The following is a 19,556-nucleotide window of genomic DNA, read 5'->3' as shown; positions in this document are numbered from 1 at the left end:
CCTTAGACTGCGCACCAGCATCCGGAAGTTATTGGGAGTGGTTTTCATAGAAAGTCATCATTACGACAATGAGTTCCTGCTCCGGGGAAAGCGCAGCAGCGCCGTATCCAGAGTCGCTTCGAGCGATCGCCACGGCAGCGTTCGCCATGTCAAACAGCGTTGCACTATTGGCCATGACGCTCTCACCCGCTGCGACGAGGATTTGCCTGTCTCGGCGAAACGCTCCATCCAACGGGCTCTGCATCCTTGAGAAGTAGTCCGGATAGGCTTCCCGGAGCTTGACCCGAACGGGAAATGGCACGTTGTCTTTGTGTAGCTCTGCGAGGACATTTGCCCAAGCACCAGCGGCTGGTGCTACAGATCGTGCGCTGTCAAGCATCAGGTTAAAGGACGCCCGGTCGATCCCTTTTGCACTGCAAACCTCGGAAATGGTCCCGGACGGCCTTTTAGCTACAGTCCGTCTACGCAACTCGTCAAACAGCGTTCTGTAGAAAGCCTTGGGCCGAATGTGAGCGCCTTTGACGTGCTGATCTAAGAAGTTGGTCACCAAGCCGACAGCGGTTTCGTTGTGTGTATCCAGATGAATCTGGGCAATGGAAACCGTTAGCTGCTCCCGGAGAGGCTCCTCAAAGTCCTCGCCCAGTTCGTCCGCCAAGCAGGTCCTCATAGCCTCCCACTCTGTAGGCTTCAACACCTCAAAGAGTCGCTCACCAGATGGCTCAGAGGCCTTTTCGGTGACAGGGAAGCCGTAGCCGCTTCCCACGTTGGTCACGAACTGGAAAGTGACTTGCTCCTGCTTTAGCTGAGCAGCCTTGGCGCACAATCGCCCAAGGATGGAAGGTAGAGCGTCGCCACTCTTACCCTTCTTCCGATTCGTCAGCCTCTTCAGCGTCCAAGCCTTTTTTTCGCTGGTCTTGATCTGATAGAACGCGGCGCGTGATGGCTGGTCTGGACAATCCAGGACAGCGATGTCCTCATGCAACTCGCAAAGGAGCACGTAGTTCCCTGATCCCTGGTGCAGGGTCAGCAACCGAGCCAAAGCCCAGTTCTTTTGGTAATCGAAGCGATCCGCAGAGATAGCGCCGCCTTCCTCTGCCAATTGAGCCGTGGACAGAAAGTCAGCGATGACGGTCGAACTCATTTCCCGAGGCCCCTTCCGTCGGATCTCCTTGCCCGACGCCTTGCCGCGATTAGAGGGATGTTTGTGACCCAAGTCAACATTGGGCCTACACACTCAGCATAATCAATGAGTTGCCTGCCGGGCTGGTGTTTCCCCACGGCTCGGCTAACGCCCCCTCCAAACGTCCAAAGCGACCACCTAAGAAAAACATTTGGGGTGCCACTTCCCTGTGGCAGGCGCAGTCACTTCTTCTTGGGTTTCGGGGGCGGCGTTTTGATCGTCTCAACCACCGAGCCCTTCTTGTCACGTTCCGCTTCCTTTACGGGCTTGAATCTCCCTGAACCCGCATCGCGTCCGATCTTCTTCGTTGCCATCTGGAGCTCTCCTTATAGAAGGAAACCAACGACAGTCACCGTTTGAGCTTTTTCAGCAACCAAAGCGCCGCATCCGCGCGCTCTTCCGGCGAAAGCTCTTCCAACGCCAGAATAACGTCGGCCATGTGGTCATCTCTCGCGACCAAGTAGGCCATTGGCACGCCCAGCACTTCGGCCAAACGCGCGAGCCCGTCCAGGTCAATCCCACTGACCTCGGTCTCATACCGGTTGACCCGGCTGCTCGCCAGCTTCTTATCGAGCCCCATCAGAACCCCCAGCGCTCGCTGGCTGGCGATGCCGCGCAGTTCCCGGGCCTGTTTGAGGCGGGCGGCGAACAATGAACGGGGGGAAGCCTTGGACACGTGAACGAATGTTGAAAACTTGGGTGGACAGCATGACGTGGTCCCTCAATGCATGGCAGACTCTTCATGAAATGTAGCACCCTCCCGACCAACCACAGGGGTTTTCATGAAGAAGAACCAGACAAGGATGGCCGCCGCCCTGGTGGCCACGCTGCTGTTGAGTGCACATGTCGTTTCCGCCCAGGAAGCCAGCCAGTCCAACCCGGAGTCAGGAAAGCCGGGCTTTTTCCGCCAGCTTGGGACCAGCCTGAAGAATGCGGGCCAAGAAATGATGGGGGGGAAGCCCGCCGGGGCCACCACCCAAGCCTCTGGCAACCAGCCGATCTACGCCCCGGTCAGCGGTGCAGGGAAGCTGCCCGGGCTCTTCAAATCCGATAACCACCAGCTTGCCCAGCAAGGCCGACTGGACTGGCCCCGGGTCGCCCTGACATTCCAGGAGTGGGGAACGTCCCTGCGCTGCTGGACCGTCGAGGCCCGCATCTGGACAAGCCCCTCCGCGTCGACCACAGAGGTCTTCCAGACCTGCGCCAATGCAGCCCTGACGGAGACCGACGACCTGGGCGACATCGCCGAGCTCAACACGGCGGCACTTTGGAAAGGGCGCGACAGCCTGACTGGGATTCGAGTGCCGGCAGGCAAACCGAACACCGGGGCTAGTCGGTCCAGCGGCCCCAATCCGCCGAGCCAGCCGTTCGTCCTCAACGTGAGCCGTCCAGGTGTGTCCGACCGGGCTGTCGACGTAGCCCTTCGCGTGGCCTGGGTAAGCGGCTTCATCCAAACATCGGATCTGCACCCGGGAGCCAGCGGTCTGCTGACGCCCTTCAAAGATTCGAGGATGTGGCTCGCTGGGTTCAAGCCGGAAGGCAATCGAGACCGGTAAGCCCTCTCCTTCTCTACCCGTCCGGGGCGGCCCACCGCCGCCCCTCATCACTCCCAAGGAATGATTATGAAAGCACCGAAGCTTGCCTTCGCCGGCTTGGCGACCGCTTTTGCATTGACCGCCTGCGGCGGCCCGCCTTCCAACGCGGACGCCCAGAAAGCGCTGGTCACCCTGCTCGAGCAGAGCGGAGCCGGGCAGATCTCCGATGTCCCCGAGTTCCAAATCAACGGGTGCGTTGAAGCGAAAGACACCGCCGGATACCGCTGCGACACCAGCGGCAAGGTGGCTATCGACATTGGCGGCCGCCGAGTTCCGGTTCCTATCGGCAAGAACCTGCGCTACGTCAAAGAGGATGGGACTTGGAGGGCCTACGCCAAATGAGCGTCCCTCCCCCTCTTCTTGACCAGTCGCCCCCTGCCCGGCGCAAGTTGATGCCCCCCAGGGACCGGTTCTTCTGGTGGTATTCGGGAACCTTGCTCTTCCTCGGACCTTTTGGGTTCATTGTTGGGCCGCTTATGGCCCGGCGAGGAACACGGAAGGTAGGACGCCTCTACCCCGCCGAATCTCGAGTGGCTCAGGCTAGGGATAAAGGGTTCGCTTGGTGGCAGTGGTGGGCCATGACCGTGCTGACGCTGATGGGCGCACTGGGGGCCTTCGCTGTCCTAAGCGGGCTGCCGATGTTCCTGTTCGTGATGTATGCACAGCTGACTCAGTAGCCACCTAGCCGACCATAATCGATAGCTTTACGCCAAACGCGCTGTATGGCCAGAAATAAACACCCAAGCTCGCAATCAGCCTATACGCCACTCACAAAAAAGCCCGGGAAAACCGGGCTTTTTTGTCATCTTACGTTACGCCATCCCTTAAAGCGCAGGGAAGAGATCGTTGAACTCTTCGATGCGAAGCATCCGAATGTCGGTGACAGAGGGCTTAAACCAAGGGAAGGCCGCACTAAGGGCTTGCGCAGCCAGAACACAGCTGACAGCCGTCACAGTAGGACCACCAAAATACACACTGCCTTGCTGCCTGTTGAAACCCTTTGCTACCAAAACGCGACCGATATCGGCATACGCATTCTGGTATGAGGCAACATGGTAGTTAGCCTGAAGCGCTTTTTGGTCCAAATCAAAAGCAATCGCATACATCCTGCTCGCATCCTTAGGCAGAGATTGAGTTAAAGATTCCTTGGCCGCCTCTTCGGCGAGCCGATGTATAACTGGATCATAGCGGCCCATGAGGATCCCCATTTGAGATTACACTTGACATTGTAACAAGATGCTGGCAAGGCGCAAGTAGGTGCAAATATCATAGCTCCAAGCGTTCAGCTGGGCACTAGTAGTCGATCCTCCTCTGTCACCTTGCTAACTGCTAGCATCTCAGGACACAACATAGGACACATGTCCGGTTTGCGATCTGTTGCAGGGTCAAGGGGTTAGGTTCGAGTCGATCCGATCCCCCTCTCTCCGCCAGATAAATGAAGAAGCCGCCCACTGGGCGGCTTTTTTATTTGGCTGGCGGATGGGATGGGTGGTGAGACGCCCCGCCGGGGTTCGACGGTTCTGCAGGAGCAGAACCGGACAGCCGCAGGCTGGTCCCGGGGCGCAACGCGCATCGGGATCGGGTGCAGGGATGCACCCGACAATCCCCCTCTCTCCGCCAGATAAATGAAGAAGCCGCCCACTGGGCGGCTTTTTTATTTGGCTGGCGGGAAGCGCGGCAGATACTACCGAACTGAACAGGCCCTGCCGCCAGGGGCAGGTCCAACGGTCCGCCCGCCGACAGCGCGCGATCCGCTGCGAGTCACCTGCGCCGGAGCAGTCCCCGCACGCAGGCGCCGACGAACGCCAGCCCCAGCAGCATCCACACGACCGTCATTCCCCACAGCGCACCGAACGTGTCCAGGACCGGGTCCAGGCGCGGTTGCGCCGGATCGTACAGCACGCGTACCGGCTGTCCAGGCTCATAGCCGAAGATCATGCCACCCTGCGGGTAAGAGACGCGTTGGCCGGTCGCGGTGGTGAACGCAATCTGCGGATGCGATCCGCCCGCGTTCAGGCGCTCGACCTGGCCATCGACGGCCTGCGCGATCTGCAGGAACTCAAGGCGATGCGTCACTTCGAAGGCGGCCACGGCAAGGATCAACAGCCCCACCGCGCCAAACAGCAGACCGCGCATGACCTGGGCAGTCCGGGAAAGAGAAGGGTCGGGCATCGCTGGGCAGCTCCGTTGCAGGCAGGAAGACGAATGGGGCCGGCGGATCCTGCCGCGCGGTCAGTCCCACGTGTCGAAAGCATAGCCCAGGAGCCGCCGCGCCCCGCTGCATGCCATCGCGGCCGCATGCGCCTCGCCACTGACGCACCCGCCTGGTGCAGGCGCCTGTGTTCCGCACAGTCATTCGAAGTGGGCGAAATCATCCGTGAGAAGATCGACTCCGCTCCATGTACCTTGGAGCACTTCGGCGCCCCTGCGGCCTCGTCGTGCGATACCCCCCTCGAGAAGGACAACGTCTGGACGGTTGAAATGCGCCCGGGCAACGCCAAGGCATTTTCCATGAACCTCCGCCTCTACCGCCCCGCCGATGCCAGCGCCTGCCTGTCGATTTTCGACAGCAACGTGCCCACCTACTTCGCGCCCGAAGAGCGCAGCGACTTTGAGCGCTTCCTGCAAGAACAGGCCATGGACTGTGCATTCCAGGTCATCGAGCGAGATGGCAGCATCGTGGCGTGCGGCGGCCTGTCGCGACGCGGCGACGGCAGTGCCGGTTTCTGCTGGGGCATGGTACAGCGCGCGCTGCACCGGCATGGACTGGGCCGGGAACTGGCGCTGGCACGCCTGCGCCAGGCCGAAGCGGATCCCTCGATCAAGCGCATCACGCTCAGTACCAGCCAGCACACCCAGGGCTTCTATGCTGGCCTGGGCTTCCAGGTGACGCGGATCGTTTCCAATGGCCACGGCGCCGGGATCGATGCCGTGGAGATGGAGCGGAGGGTCTAGCCCTCCGCACCGCCCTGGATCCACGCAGGCGTGGATCCAACGTCGCCCCACTCTCCTCAGAAGCCCACACGCAGGTTGATCTGCCCGCCCACGTCGCGGCGGCCATCGCCGTGCTGGCCCTGCACGAACATCGACAGCTGGCTGTTGCGGCCGAGGCCCACCGCCACGCCCACCTGACTGACCAGCGCATTGCGTGCCATCACCGCGCTGTAGACGTCGAAGGCATTGCCGCCCACCGCGAAGCGGTTGCGGCTGGCCACATCGGTATCACCCGATGCATGCTGCCAGCCCAGGCCAACCGTCAGCTGCGCCGGGAAGCGCTCGCCGCTGCCCACATCCCAACGGCCGCGCACGCCCACGGTGCTGACATTGAGCGTGTCCTTGCCGCCTTCCAGCACCAGCGCAGCCGTGCCGCCCTGCTCCACCGCACGATCGCTGTCGACCCAGTGCCTGGTGAACTGCACATACGGCTGCAGTTGGGTCCTGCCATGGGTCCAGGTCCAGCTGCCCTCCACCTGCGCGATGGTCACATCCGAATCCTGGCGGCTGTACAGGGTCTGGCCCAGCAGCGGCACCTCACGCGTGGTACGCGTGCGGTAGTCACCGCGCGATACGCTGCCACCGACCGCAAAGCCGTTGTTCCACTGGCCCTGCGCATACAGGCCGAACGTGTTGCCGCGCAGGCGGGCCCGCGAGCTGCGATCGTACAGACGCGTATCCAGCTGCTCGTTGCCTGCGGCCGCACCCAGCACCACGTGTTCGCCCAGCTGCCAGTCCACGCCCGCCATCAGTGCATTGCGGTTGGAGCGGATGTCGTCGCCGTTGCCGTCACTGTCCTGGCGGAACACCTTGCCGCTGCCGGCCAGCCAGGCCGAGGCACGCTCGCCACGCACGGTCGGCAGTTCGCTGCCGAGACGCTGGCGGATGCCCTCTTCCAGATAGTTGTCGTACAGCAGCACCGCACGGCTGGCCGCATGTACCTCGCCGGACAACTGGTCGAACGCCGCACGCGCGGTACCCGCGTCATACATCAGCAGCGTGTTGTACAGGCCCAGTGCCGGACCACTCTGCGGCAGGCTGTCCAGCGCTGCAGCGGTGTTGTACTGGTTGCGCGTCTTCGCCGCCGTGGTGAATGCCGCGGTCTGCGCTACGTCGATCTGCAGGTTGGCCGTGTTGGCGGTATAGACCGGGGTGATGGTCAGGAAGGCCGACGGCGAGGTCGCCGAAGCGAACTGCCCGCTGACGCCACCACCCGCGTTGATCACGGTGTACTGCTGGCCCTGCTGGTAGCTGGTGTTCGGCGAGATGGTATTCACCTTGACGATGCTGCCACCCACGTTGGCGCTGCCGCCCACCTGTACCGTATCGCTGCCGGTGGCACCCAGATCGACGCCCAGCGTGCTGCCCGGCGACAACGTCAGGTTACCGCCCACCGTGATCGTGCCGGTGCCATTGCCCGCACCACTGCCGTTGCCCGGGCCATTGCCCGGCGACAGCACGCCGCCGCTGGACACCGTCACGCCGCCACCCGTGCCACCGATGGTCCCGGTACCGGACAGCGTGGTACCGCTGCCGATGGTCCACTGGCCACCGATGTTGCCGGTGACATTCAGGCCACCGCCGGTGACCTGGCCGGTGCCGCTGAAGCCGCCGCTGTTGCCGCCCAGGTTCAGGCCGCCCGGGCCTGCCTGCACGATGCTGCCACCACCGCTGATGGTGCCGCCCAGCGTGGTGGTGCCGCCGGTGTTGATGACCAGGCCACCGTTGTTGGTGATGTTGCCGGTGATCGAGCCGCTGGCGCCGCCATTGCCGACCTGCACGGTGCCGCCGGCATTGATGGTGGTGCCGCCGGTGTAGGTGTTGTTGCCGGTCAGGGTGACCGTTCCGGTGCCGGCCTGGGTCAGGCCACCACTGCCGCTGATGGTGCCTCCGACGGTGGTGTTGCCGCCCACGTTGAACACCAGGCTGCCGTTGTTGCTGACGTTGCCGGCGATCGCGCCGCTGGCGCCGCCATTGCCGACCTGCAACGTGCCGCCGGTGTTGATGGTGGTGCCACCGGTATAGGTGTTGTTGCCGCCCAGGATCAACGTGCCGCTGCCGGCCTGGGTCAGGCCACCGCTGCCGCTGATGGAGCCACCGACCGTGGTATTGCCGGCCACGTTGAACACCAGGTTGCCGTTGTTGGTGACGTTGCCACCGATCGCGCCGGTCGCACCGCCGTTGCCGACCTGCAGCGTGCCGCCTGCATTGATCGTGGTCGGCCCGGTGTAGGTGTTGTTGCCAGTCACGGTCAGAGTGCCGCTGCCGGCCTGGGTCAGGCCGCCGCTGCCGCTGATGGTGCCGCCCAGCTGCGTGTTGCCGGCCACGCTGGAGATCAACGCGCCATTGTTGGTGATGTCTCCAGCGATGGCGCCGGTTACCCCGCCGTTGCCGACCTGCAGCGTACCGCCGGCATTGATCGTGGTGCCACCGGTATAGGTGTTGTTGCCGACCAGGGTCAGCACGCCGCTGCCGGCCTGGGTCAGGCCACCGCTGCCGCTGATGGCGCCACCGACCGTGGTGTTGCCGCCCACGTTGAATACCAGGCTGCCGTTGTTGGCAACGTTGCCGGTGATCGCACCGGTCGCACCGCCATTGCCCACCTGCAGGGTGCCACCGGCATTGACGGTGGTGCCGCCGGTATAGGTGTTGTTGCCGGTCAGCACCAGCACGCCGCTGCCGGCCTGGGTCAGGCCGCCACTACCGCTGATGGTGCCACCGAGCGTGGTGTTGCCGGCCACGTTGGATACCAGCGCACCGTTGTTGGTGATGTCACCGACGATCGCGCCGGTTGCACCGCCGTTGCCGACCTGCAATGTGCCACCGGCATTGATGGTGGTACCGCCGGTGTAGGTGTTGTTGCCGGTCAGCACCAGCGTACCGCTGCCGGCCTGGGTCAGGCTGCCACTGCCGCTGACCACACCGCCCACGGCTGCCGTGGTGCCGAGGTTGTAGACCAGGCTGCCATTGTTGGTGATGTCGCCCAGCACCGAACCGGTGCTGCCACCGTTGCCGATCTGCAGCGTGCTGCCACCGTTGATGGTGGTACCGCCGGTATAGGTGTTGTCGCCGCTCAGGGTCAGCGTACCGGTACCTCCCTGCACCAGGCCGCCGGTGCCACTGAGGACGCCAGCGAACACGGTGCTGGCGTTGTTGCCGCCGGTAGTCAGCGTTGCGCCTCCCAGCGCCACCGTGCTGCCGGCCACGCCGGCCAGGCCACCGATGCTCTGGTTGCCACCGGCACTGATGTCCAGCGTACCGGTGCCGGCCAGGTTCACCGTGCTGGCACCGGACAGGCTGCCGCCGGCTGCTACCGCCAGCGTGCCGCTGTTGATGGTGGTGGTGCCGGTATAGCTGCTGGCACCGCCCAGGGTGACCGTCGCCGCGCCATCCTTCAGCAAGCCACCGGCACCGCTGATCGGTCCGTTCAAGGTCAGCGCGTTGCTGCCGGCCAGAGTCAGCGTGCCGCTGGCCAGCTGCACGGTGTTGGCCAGCGTCAGCGCACTGGTGCCATCCAGGCTGGCGTTGCCGCCTACGGTCAGCGCGCCGATGCCCAGCGAACCGCCGTTGCCCAGCAGCAGGCCACCGGCATTGAGGGTCACGCCGCCCGTGAAGACGTTTACGCCCGTCAAGCCCTGGATGCCAGCACCGTTCTTTACCAGGCCACCGGCTCCTCCGATGGTGCCGGCGAACGTGGTATTGCCCACGCCATTGAGGGTCAGCGTGTTGCCGCCCAGCGCCACTGTCGAACCCGCCACGCCTGCCAGCGAACCGATCGCCTGCGCACCACCTGCGCTGATGTCAAAGGCGGTACCGGCATTGGCCAGGTTCACCGCACCAGTCGCCGCGAGGCTGCCGCCGGCACCGATCGCCAGCGTGCCGGCGTTGATGGTGGTGCCACCGGTGAAGGTGTTGGTGCCGGTCAACGTCTGGGTGCCCGCACCTTCCTTGATCAGGCCACCGGAGCCGGCCACCGAACCACTGAAGGTGCCATTGACAGGGCCTCCGATCGTCAGCGTGTTGGCGCCCAGATTCACTGTACCGCTGCCGATCAGGGTACCGAACTGCTGCGTGCCGCTGCCTGCTGACAGATCGAAGGTCGCCCCCGTGGCCAGGTTGACGGTGCCTGTGGAGGCCAGGCTGGCGCCAGCACCCAGTGCCAGAGTGCCGGCGTTGATGAAAGTACCGCCGGTATAGGTGTTGGCACCATTCAAGGTCAGCGTCGCGGCACCCTCCTTGGTCAGTGAACCGGTACCACTGAGGATGCCGTTGAGGGTGAGGTTGTTGCCGCCGAGGACGGTCAACGCGTTGTTGAGGACGAAGTTGTTGGCAAGGATGGCCGCAGTATTCGAATCGAGCGTGGCAGCGCCTCCGACCGTCACCGTACCGGTACCCAGCGCAGCATTGTTGCCGACCACCAGGCCACCGGCGTTGAGCGCCACGCCACCGCCGAAGGTGTTGGCGCCATTGAGCGTCTGCACGCCCGCGCCGTTCTTGATCAGGCCACCACTGCCGCCGATCACACCGTTGAAGGTGCTGTCCACCGTGCCGCCCAGGGTCAGCGTGCTGCCGCCCAGCGCCACCGTGCTGCCGGCCACGCCGGCCAGCGAACCGATGGCCTGGTTGCCCGCGGAGATGTCGAGCGTACCGGTGCCGGCCAGGTTCACCGCGCCGGTTGCGGCGAGGCTGCCACCGGCACCGATCGCCAGCGTGCCGCTGTTGATGGTGGTACCACCGGTGTAGGTGTTGGCACCGCTCAGGGTTACCGTGGCCGCACCGTCCTTGATCAACCCGCCTGTACCCGAGATCACACCGCCCAGTGCCAGCGACTGGCTGCCGAGCAGATCAAGATTGGCACCCGCTGCCAGGCTGATGTTGTTGGCCAGGCTGGCACCGGTCGATGCATCCAGCGTTGCGTTGCTTCCGACCGTCAACGCACCGCTGCCGAGCGCAGCGTTGTTGCCGACCACCAGGCCACCGCCGTTGAGTGCAACGCCACCGCTGAACAGATTGGCGCCGCCCAGCGTGAGGATGCCGGCGCCATTCTTGACCAGGCCGCCGGTGCCGGAGATCGCGCCATCGAAGATGCTGTTGCCAACGCCGCCCAGGGTCAGTGTCTGTGCCCCCAGGCTCACCGTCGAACCCGCCACGCCGTTCAACGCCCCGAGGGTCTGGTTGGCGCCGGCAGTGGAGATATCGAAGCCTGTGCCTGCCGCAGTGAGCGTCACCGCACCGGTCGCGGCCAGACTGCCGCCGGGGCCGATCGCCAGGGTACCGGCGTTGATGAACGTGCCGCCGGTGTAGGTGTTGGCACCGGTCAGCGTCTCGATGCCGGCACCGACCTTGGTCAGGCCACCGGTGCCTGCGATCGAGCCACTGAAGGTGCCATCGGTGGCGCCGCCCACTTCGATCGAGTTGGCACCGAGGTTCACCGTACCGTTGCCGACCAGCGTACCGAACTGCTGCGTGCCACTGCCGGCAGACAGATCCAGCGTGGCGCCGGTGGCGAGATTGACGGTACCGCTCGCCGCCAGGCTGGCACCGGCCCCCAGCGCCAGCGTGCCGGCGTTGATGTTGGTGCCACCGGTATAGGTGTTGATGCCATTCAGGGTCAGCGTCGCGCTGCCATTCTTGGTGAGGCTGCCGGCCCCGGACAGGACGCCGTTGAGCGTCAGCGCATTGGTCCCGAGCACGGTCAGCCCGGCGTTGAGCGCGATGTTGTTGGTCAGCGCTGCCAGGCCGGTGGTATCCAGCGTGGCAGCACCACCGACGGTCAATGCACCCGCGCCCAACGCCGCATCATTGCCAAGCACCAGTCCGCCCGCGTTGAGCGTCACGCCGCCGCCAAAGGTGTTGGCCGCGGACAGCGTCTGTACGCCCGCGCCTACCTTGATCAGCCCGCCGCTGCCACTGATCACGCCGTCGAACGCGGCGTTGCCGGCCGTACCGAAGGTCAACGAATTGCCGCCCAGCGCCAGCGTGCTTCCACCAGCACCATTGAGCGCGCCGATGGTCTGGCTGCTGCCGGCACCGGAGATATCGAAGCCAGCGCCTGCACCCAACGTGACATCACCCGCTGCGGCAAGGCTGCCGCCCGTGCCCAGCGCCAGCGTGCCGGCGCTGATCGTGGTACCGCCAGTGTAGGTATTGGCACCGGACAGCGTCAGCGTGGTGCCGCCATTCTTGACCAGGCTGCCATTGCCGCCGACCACGCCCGACAGTGTCAGCGCATTGCTGCCGGGCAACGTCAGTGCGACGCCCGAACCCAGCGTGACCGCATTGCCCAGTGTCACTGCAGCGCCCGCATCCAGCGTGGTGCTGGCATTGACCGCCAGCGCGCCGGTACCGAGCGCACCATTCGCGCCAACCACCAGGCCGCCGCCATTCAGAGTCAGGCCGCCACCAAAGGTATTGGTGTTGTTGAGGGTCAGCAGGCCCGCACCATTCTTGATCAGGCTGCCATTGCCGGCCACCACGCCACCGAGGGTGACATCATTGCTGCCACCCAGCGTCAGCTGTGTACCGGCACCGAAGTTCACCGCATTGGCCAGGTTCAGCGCCACGGTGCTGTCGAGCGTGGTGGTGCCGCCAATACCGAGCGCACCCGTACCAAGCGCGCTGGCGTTGCCGAGAATCAGGCCACCCGCATTGAGCGCAAGGCCACCACTGAAGGTATTGGCACCGGACAGCGTCTGCACGCCTGCACCGGACTTGACCAGGCCACCGGTGCCGCCGATCACGCCGGCAAAGCTGCCATTGCTGGCGCCGCCAAAGGTCAGCGATTGCGCGCCCAGTGCAAGTTGGCTGCCCGCCACGCCGTTCAACGCGCCGATGGTCTGCGCTGCACCGGCTGCGGAGATGTCCAGCGTCGCACCGGCACCAGCAAGATCCACCGCACCGGCCGCGGCAAGACTGCCGCCTGCCCCCAGCGCCAGCGTGCCGGCGTTGATGGTGGTGCCACCGGTGTAGACGTTGGCGCCGGACAGCGTGAGACGCGTGGCACCGTCCTTGATCAGCCCGCCAGCACCGAATACCGGACCGGTGAGCGTCAGGTCATTGCTGCCCATCACGGAGAGGTTGGCACCGGCGGCAAGGCCGATTGTGTTGCCCACCGCAATCGCTGTCGTCGCATCCAGCGAAGCGCTACCGCCTACGTCCAGCTGGCCGGTACCCAGTGCCTGTGCATTGCCCAGCTGCAACAGGCCTGCGTTGAGGCCGACCCCTCCGCTGAACGTATTGGGTCCATTCAACGCCAGCGTGGCCGTACCATTCTTGACCAGGCTGCCAGTGCCGCTGATGAGACCGCCCAGCGACACGTTCTGGCTGCCCAGCAGATCCAGCGCCGCGCCTGCCCCGAGGTTGAGGTTGTTGGCGAGGTTCAACGCTACCGAACTGTCCAGCGTGGTATTGGCACCCACCGACAGTGCACCGGTGCCCAATGCGCCGGTGTTCCCCAAGAACACGCCGCCGCCGTTGGCGGTCAGCCCACCACCGAAGCTGTTGGCGCCGTTGAGGGTCAACGTGCTGGCACCGTTCTTCACCAGCCTGCCGGCACCGGACACCACGCCACCCAGCGTGATCGCCTGCGAGCCCGGCAGCGACAGCGCGGCACCCGCGCCCAGGGACACATTGTTGACCAGGTTCAGCGGGGCGCCGCCATCGAGCGAGACGCTACCGCCAATGCCCAATACTCCCGTACCGAGCGCGCCGCTGTTGCCCAGCAGCAGGCTGCCCGCGTTTGCGTTGAGTCCACCGCTGAAGGTGTTGGTACCGTTCAAGGTCAATGTCGACGCGCCATTCTTGACCAGGCTGCCGGTGCCGGTGATGTTGCCGGCCAGGGTCAGGTTCTGGCTGCCCGGCAGGGTCAACGCCGCGCCGAGGTTGATCGCATTGCCCAGGTTCAGCGCAGCAGTGGCGTCCAGCGAACCGTTGCCACTTACGGTCAGCGCACCGCTTCCCAGCGCACCGGCGTTGCCCAGCACCAGGCCACCGGCGGCAAGATTCACCCCACCGCTGAAGGTGCTGGCGCTGGTCAGCGTCTGCACGCCGGTGCCCTGCTTGATCAGGCCACCGGTGCCGCCGATCACGCCGGCGAAGGTCTGGGTGGTGGCATCACCGAAGGTCAGCGTGCTGCTGCCCAGCGCCAGGGTGCTGCCAGCCACGCCGGACAACGCACCGATGGTCTGGTTGCCCCCCAGCGAGATATCCAGTGTGCTGCCCGCGCCGGCCAGGCTGACCGCGCCGGTCGCCGCCAGGCTGCCACCACTGGCCAATGACACCGTTCCGGCATTCACCGCCAGCCCACCGGTGAACGTGTTCGCGCCGCCCAGCGTCAGCGTGGAGGCGCCGTTCTTGACCAGGCTGCCGCTCCCGCCGATGACACCGCCCAGCGTCAGCGCATTCGAGCCCAGCACATCGAGCGAACCACCGGCGCCAAGCGTGATGCCATTGCCCACGGTGAGGCCGGCGCTGGCGTCGAGCGATACCGCACCGCCGACGTTCAGCGCCCCGGTTCCCAGTGCACCGCCGTTGCCCAGCACCAGGCTGCCGGCATTGAACACCACGCCGCCGTCGAAGGTATTGGCGCCATTGAGCGTCAGCGACGACGCACCGCTCTTGACCAAGCCACCGCCGCCACCGATCACGCCGTTGAACGTGAGCGCCTGTCCGCCAAGCAGATTCAGGCTGGCGCCCGACCCGAGGTTGACCGCGTTGGCCAGTGCAAGCGCCCCCGTGGTTCCATCGAGCGTCACGTTGCCACCGACACTGAGCGCACCGCTGCCCAGCGCAGCAGCGTTGCCCAGCAGCAGGCCACCGGCGTTGAGTGCCACGCCGCCACTGAGGTTGTTCACGCCCGACAAGGTCTGCACGCCGGTGCCCAGCTTGATCAGGCCACCCGTGCCTGCGGCGAACGTACCGCTGTAGCTGGTATCGCCCAGCCCGGCGAGGGTGAGCGTGTGGCTGCCCAGGTTGACCGAGCCGCCGAGGCCCGCAAGCGAACCGATGGTCTGGTTGGCGGCCGCCGACAGGTCCAGGGTGGTACCGACGCCGACCGTGATCGCACCGGTGGGCGACAGGCTGCCGCCCGCGCCCAGCGCCAACGCGCCTCCGGCCAGGTTGAAACTGCCGGTTAGCGCATTGGCGCCGTTCAGGGTGAGAGTGCCGGCGCCGTTCTTGGTCAGGTCGCCGGCACCGGAGATCGAACCGTTCAATGACAACGCATTGCTGCCCAGCAGGTTCAGCGAGCCCCCGCCATTGATCACCAGATTGTTGCCCAGGGTGAAGCCCGACGTCGTATCCAGTGAAGCGCTGCCACCCACGGTCAGGTTGCCGCTGCCCAGTGCACCGGCATTCCCCAGTACCAGGCCGCCGGCATTGAGGTTGACGCCGCCGGAGAACAGGTTTGCGCCGCCGAGAGTAACGATGCCGGTGTTGTTGACCGTCAGCCCGCCAGTACCGGATAGCACGCCACCCAGGCTGAACGCATTGGTCCCCGCCAGTGACAGATTGCCACCAAGGCTGAAAGCGTTGGCCAGATTCAGACCGGCCGTGGAGGCGGCGATGGCACCGCCGTTGGCGGTGAACAGCCCTGTGCCGAAGGAACCGGCATTATTGAAATTGACCAGGCCATCATTGAGCGTGGTCGTGCCTGCACCAGCCCACGCACCCTGCAGGTTCCAGGTACCGCTGTTGACGGTGAGCCTCTGGAAGTTGATGTACTGGTTCCAGCCCAGCGTGGTCACCGCCCCACCGGTACCGCTGCCCGGGCCGGTGGCGCTGTTCTGCAGCACCAGGCTGTTGTTGGACGCCGAACCACCGTCGACGATACCGGCCGCGGCCAGATTCACCGCAAGCGCGCCGACCTGCCCGGCCACGCCGATACCGGCGGTATTGACGCTGGAACCAGACACGGCGGTGAAGGTGTTGCCGGAGACCGAACTGCCCAGGTTCACACTGCCGTTGATGGTTCCTGCGTTGAGGAAGGTATTGCCGGCTCCCGCCGTGGCCGAACCCTGGAACCCTATGCGGCCGGTAATGGTGCCGGTGTTGTCGAGAGTGGTCTGCGCACCACCGTAGCTGACGATCGATGCCGCATCGGCCGTGGTCAACAGGCCTGCTCCAAAGATCGACATGTCCACATTACCGGCGTTGACGATGTTGCTGACACCGCCGGAAGCATTCTGCAGCACCAGCGCCTGTCCGCCGAAACCGAGGATGGAGCCGATGTTGACCAGGCCTTTGATCGCCCCGCCTGCCTGATTGTTGACGTTGATGGTGTTTCCACCGACGGTGTTGTTGCCCAGCACCATGCCCGACGCCGCCAGGCTCAGGCCACCGTTGATGGTGGGATCGACCGTGCCCTGGTTGTTCACGGTGATGCCATTACCACTCAAATTCACTGCACTTCCGCCAACGACCGGCAGCACGCTGAGCTCGGCGCCGGTCTGGATATTCAGCGTCACGCCGTTGATGCTGTTGGTCAGCGAATTGGTATTGGAGCCGGTGGCGCAGGTCACCGTCGTACCTGCGGTAGTGCAGGCCGCAAACGCCGATCCGCTGGCCAGTGTGGCGGCCAAAGCCACCGCCAGCTGGTGCGCCCGCAATCGCGGCACCCGCCCTGCGCTGACCGCGCTTCCGCCGGGATTCCGGGCGACCTCCGAAGCAACCTGCATTACCCCAAGGGCACGATTGAAAACCAGACGGTAAATGCGGTTCATCGGTAAATCTCCATGAAAAGACCGGATGGCACAGCTGGCAGGTTTTTTTGGAGACAATGCGGCCCACCCCGGCTCCCGATACGGAAACAAGGTTTGAAGGCATTAACTCCTGAAAATCTTCACATCTTCACGCGGTCGCACCCGGTGACAGGTACGACAGCGTGTCCCTCAAGGCGAAAACTCCCCGGTTTCGCCCGACGAATGGCGGCACTGTGCGACCGCCGGTGCCAGCGGCATGTGAATCACGCTCGTTATTTTCATGACGTACGTCAAATAAAACGGGCGGACAAAATGGTCTTGCCGAAAATGCATATACCTGCTGGAAGCGGAGATTCCTTTCCCCGCCATAAGTAAATCATTCAGCTGCTCGAGAGTTTCATCAGCACCAGGCCGGAAACGATCAGCACCGCTGCACCGATCCGCATCGGGCTGACCTGCTCGCCGAGGAACACGATGCCAACCACGAACGCACCGACCGCGCCGATGCCGGTCCAGATCGTATAGGCGGTGCCCAGCGGAAGGCTGCGCATGGCCACCGCCAGCAACCAGAAGCTGGCGATCATGCCGACGATCGTGACCACGGTGGGGATGAGCTTGGTGAAGCCTTCGGACTGCTTCATGGACACGGCCCAGACGATTTCCAGCAGGCCGGCGAACAACAGATAGATCCAGGCCATGACGGCCCTCCTCTTGGTAGGGCCAGGCCGTCCTGGTCTTTGATTCCCGATGTGGGGGAGGCCGTTCCTCCTGGCCGGCATTCTAGCAACGGCGGGTGGCCCGGGCCGCCATGGGCGGGAACGGGTTACAGCGGATTCAGCGCGTGAAGCTGGCGTCGATGCACCTGCCTGCGCTAGACTACGCGTCTGCCATCGGCCAGCCGATGCGCAGTCCGGCTGTGGTCTCTGGCGCATCGCGCGCTGCTTCCCCTGGTCCGTGAACTGGCTGCCCTCCGGGCGGCCGACGTCTCTATGGTGGCCCCGTCGGCCCCTCGCGACGCTAGGTCGAAAACCCCGCCAGGGCCGGAAGGCAGCAACGGTATCGATCGACGCGGGCGCCGAGGTCAGCCGGCGGGGCCATCGCCTTTTCCGGCGACGCCCCGCCCCTGGCAGGTGCCAACCCTGGTTGGCGCCCTTCGCCGGACATGGCCCGGTCCTACCGTGCCTCGGGCGTGCCCTGGTGGAACAGCATGCGCCATCCATCCCCGTGCCGGCGCCACAGCGAGCTGCGCAGCACCCAGCCTTGCGGCTGGCCGTCGAGGTAATGGCGGCTGCGATAACGCACCTGGGCCAGACCGTCGGCCAGCAACCACGCCGCGTACTGTTCCGATTCGATCAGCACCTGCGCGCGCTCCAACGGGATCTCCTGCAAGGCTGCATCACGGCCGTAGCATTGCCCGGAACTGCCGATCTCGCTGAAATCCTCGTCCAGCAATGCGTCAAGGCGCTCAGGATCGGCCCGCACCGCAGGCGCATGCAGCGCGCGCTCCAGCACCTCCAGTCCGGCGGCCAGCGCCGCGTCGGCGGGCTGGCCGGCACCGCTCACGGCGGATCCTGCGCCAGCACGTGCGGTGCAGTGGGGGTCGCCAGCGCCACGCACTGCCCCGGCTGCGCCACGCGGTGGCCGCGCGCGGCCAGCGCCACGCCATCAGCCACGCTGGCGTAGTGGTAGAGCATCATCCGCGCCTGCAGTTCCGAGCTGTACTCGCGCTCCAGGTCGTCCACACCGGTATGCGACGGATTACCGTGCAGGCCGCAGTCGTGGGCGATCAGTTCGTTGTCATTGGCGAAGCGGGCCAGCATCTCCGGAATCGGCCGGGTATCACCACTCCAGGTCAGCGCGCCCTGCAGGCGCAGGCCGTACGCCGTCTCCGGCCAGTGGTGGCGTACCGGGAATACTTCCAGGCGCACGCCCTCGTGCCAGAACGCTTCGCCCACCACGATCAACTGGAAGGCATCCCAGAAGTTGGCACCGCCCTCGGCCAGCACGTTCGGGTAGTCACCGATGCGCTTGTGCAGCAGCGGCACCACGGTGGCAGGCACATACAGGCGCACCTTGCCGCGGCGCTGCGTGCTGAAGAAGGTATCGACGAACAGCCGCTCGAAACCGGCCACGTGATCCAGGTGCACATGGGTGACGAACAGTGCCTGCGGCATGTGCCCGTAGTGCGCCTTGAACGCGGTCAGGCCTTCGCCGCCGCAGTCGATCGTCAGCCATGGCCGCCCGTCCCGCTCGATCACCGACATCGGCGACCCCAGCTCGACCGCCGACGCGTTGCCGACGCCGAGGAAACGCAACGACCAGCCCATCAGGTGCCCCGGTTCCAGGCCATGTCATAGGCGCGCCTCAGCCGCGCGTAGTCCTTCTGCACGTCCTCCACGCTGCGCTCGCCGCGCAGCTTGATCAGCGAGCGCAGCAGGCGCTTGAGGTTGCGTTCGCGCCAGGCGGTGGCCGGAATGCGGATCACCCCGCGGTCGAAGTCGATCAGCCAGCCATGGCCGTTGCCATCGAACAGGATGTTGTGCGCGTTGAGGTCGGCATGGTCCAGGCCGGCACGGTGGAAGCGGGCGATCAGCCGCCCGGTCTCTTCCCAGGGCGCGCCCCGTCCGGCGACCAGCGCACGGTCGGCCAGCGAGCGCACGCCCTCGATCCGCTCCATCAGGATTGCCGCCCGGTAGCGCAGGCCTTCGCGCATGTAGTACGCGGCGATCGGCCGGGGCACCGGCAGCTTCTTCTCGCGCAGGGCGCGCATCAGGCGGAATTCGGCAAAGCTCCGGGTCCGGTCCGACCCGCGCCAGAGGTACTGGTCATGGCTGATCTTCGCTGCCAGGCCGCCGCGCAGGTAGTGGCGCAGCACGCTGGCGCCGAACGGCGCATCGATGAACCAGGCGCTGCCGCGGCCGCCCTCGCCGACCGGCCGGGCCTTGCTGCCCCAGTGCTGGGGCGAGAACAGGCCAACCTCGGCTTGCCGCAGCCGCTCGCGGTCGAACAGAATGGCCCCGATGCCGCGACCCTCGCGGCATGGCGTCAGCGCTTCATTGGCGTCGAATGCGACCATTTCATTGAGTCTAA

At 65.1% G+C, this 19,556-nt stretch carries 14 protein-coding genes and 1 other RNA gene; 5 read left to right on the top strand and 10 right to left on the bottom strand.

Annotated features, from left to right (window positions below):
* Positions 1-28 precede the first annotated feature (28 nt).
* From AC5P68_RS13225 to AC5P68_RS13215, 3 genes are all read right to left on the bottom strand, one after another.
* On the bottom strand, positions 29-1,141 hold the full coding sequence (locus AC5P68_RS13225) for a dsDNA nuclease domain-containing protein (protein WP_495216744.1): 1,113 nt from the start codon (positions 1,139-1,141) through the stop codon (positions 29-31).
* A 221-nt stretch (positions 1,142-1,362) separates the two neighbouring features.
* Positions 1,363-1,494, bottom strand: coding sequence for a hypothetical protein (locus tag AC5P68_RS13220; protein ID WP_258179534.1), 132 nt, complete (start codon positions 1,492-1,494; stop codon positions 1,363-1,365).
* 35 nt (positions 1,495-1,529) lie between these two features.
* Positions 1,530-1,832: a helix-turn-helix domain-containing protein gene (locus AC5P68_RS13215; protein ID WP_495216761.1), complete on the bottom strand. Its 303-nt coding sequence runs from the start codon at positions 1,830-1,832 to the stop codon at positions 1,530-1,532.
* Positions 1,833-1,962: 130 nt separating this feature from the next.
* Here AC5P68_RS13215 and AC5P68_RS13210 point away from each other — a divergent pair, with 130 nt between their 5' ends.
* The 3 genes from AC5P68_RS13210 to AC5P68_RS13200 all read left to right on the top strand — a co-directional run bounded on the left by AC5P68_RS13210 (position 1,963) and on the right by AC5P68_RS13200 (position 3,452).
* Positions 1,963-2,736 (top strand): hypothetical protein, encoded by a 774-nt coding sequence (locus AC5P68_RS13210; protein ID WP_495216743.1) that lies wholly within the window; start codon positions 1,963-1,965, stop codon positions 2,734-2,736.
* Between the two features lie 66 nt (positions 2,737-2,802).
* Positions 2,803-3,117, top strand: coding sequence for a hypothetical protein (locus tag AC5P68_RS13205; protein WP_053505548.1), 315 nt, complete (start codon positions 2,803-2,805; stop codon positions 3,115-3,117).
* The gene (locus AC5P68_RS13200; RefSeq protein WP_495216742.1) at positions 3,114-3,452 is read left to right on the top strand and encodes a hypothetical protein; all 339 of its coding nucleotides are present in this window, start codon (positions 3,114-3,116) and stop codon (positions 3,450-3,452) included. Before AC5P68_RS13205 ends, AC5P68_RS13200 begins: the two co-directional genes overlap by 4 nt.
* Before the next feature lie 147 nt (positions 3,453-3,599).
* On the opposite strand, the gene AC5P68_RS13195 is transcribed toward AC5P68_RS13200, so the two are convergent.
* Together AC5P68_RS13195 and AC5P68_RS13190 are read right to left on the bottom strand one after the other, a co-directional pair.
* A complete protein-coding gene (locus AC5P68_RS13195) occupies positions 3,600-3,971 on the bottom strand; it encodes a virulence factor (RefSeq protein ID WP_495216741.1) in 372 nt (123 codons plus the stop codon).
* Positions 3,972-4,536: 565 nt separating this feature from the next.
* Complete coding sequence (locus tag AC5P68_RS13190) at positions 4,537-4,947, bottom strand: DUF3592 domain-containing protein (protein ID WP_239498936.1); 411 nt, start codon at positions 4,945-4,947, stop codon at positions 4,537-4,539.
* Between the two features lie 339 nt (positions 4,948-5,286).
* Here AC5P68_RS13190 and AC5P68_RS13185 point away from each other — a divergent pair, with 339 nt between their 5' ends.
* A complete protein-coding gene (locus AC5P68_RS13185) occupies positions 5,287-5,730 on the top strand; it encodes a GNAT family N-acetyltransferase (protein WP_033835198.1) in 444 nt (147 codons plus the stop codon).
* A gap of 56 nt (positions 5,731-5,786) precedes the next feature.
* Here the strand turns inward: AC5P68_RS13185 and AC5P68_RS13180 are convergent, their stop codons facing one another.
* Together AC5P68_RS13180 and AC5P68_RS13175 are read right to left on the bottom strand one after the other, a co-directional pair.
* Positions 5,787-16,487, bottom strand: coding sequence for an autotransporter-associated beta strand repeat-containing protein (locus AC5P68_RS13180; protein ID WP_495217023.1), 10,701 nt, complete (start codon positions 16,485-16,487; stop codon positions 5,787-5,789).
* Positions 16,488-16,846: 359 nt separating this feature from the next.
* The gene (locus tag AC5P68_RS13175; RefSeq protein ID WP_414498079.1) at positions 16,847-17,164 is read right to left on the bottom strand and encodes a DMT family transporter; all 318 of its coding nucleotides are present in this window, start codon (positions 17,162-17,164) and stop codon (positions 16,847-16,849) included.
* Between the two features lie 300 nt (positions 17,165-17,464).
* Between AC5P68_RS13175 and ffs the strand changes: the two genes are divergently transcribed.
* Positions 17,465-17,561, top strand: an RNA gene (gene ffs, locus AC5P68_RS13170) — signal recognition particle sRNA small type.
* A 78-nt stretch (positions 17,562-17,639) separates the two neighbouring features.
* Here the strand turns inward: ffs and AC5P68_RS13165 are convergent.
* Genes AC5P68_RS13165 through AC5P68_RS13155 form a run of 3 tightly spaced genes read right to left on the bottom strand, consistent with a single transcriptional unit; the run spans position 17,640 to position 19,542 of the window.
* Positions 17,640-18,029: a nuclear transport factor 2 family protein gene (locus AC5P68_RS13165; RefSeq protein WP_049402792.1), complete on the bottom strand. Its 390-nt coding sequence runs from the start codon at positions 18,027-18,029 to the stop codon at positions 17,640-17,642.
* Positions 18,026-18,793 carry an MBL fold metallo-hydrolase gene (locus AC5P68_RS13160; protein ID WP_049402793.1) on the bottom strand — a complete coding sequence of 256 codons (768 nt, stop codon included), beginning with the start codon at positions 18,791-18,793 and terminating at the stop codon, positions 18,026-18,028. The genes AC5P68_RS13165 and AC5P68_RS13160 overlap by 4 nt, the downstream gene beginning before the upstream one ends.
* Complete coding sequence (locus AC5P68_RS13155; protein WP_012479275.1) at positions 18,793-19,542, bottom strand: 3-deoxy-D-manno-octulosonic acid kinase; 750 nt, start codon at positions 19,540-19,542, stop codon at positions 18,793-18,795. Before AC5P68_RS13155 ends, AC5P68_RS13160 begins: the two co-directional genes overlap by 1 nt.
* Positions 19,543-19,556: the final 14 nt, after the last annotated feature.

The sequence above is a fragment of the Stenotrophomonas sp. YJH_SMC_58 genome (assembly GCF_059369635.1).
This window is presented reverse-complemented; position numbering and strand designations above follow the sequence as displayed.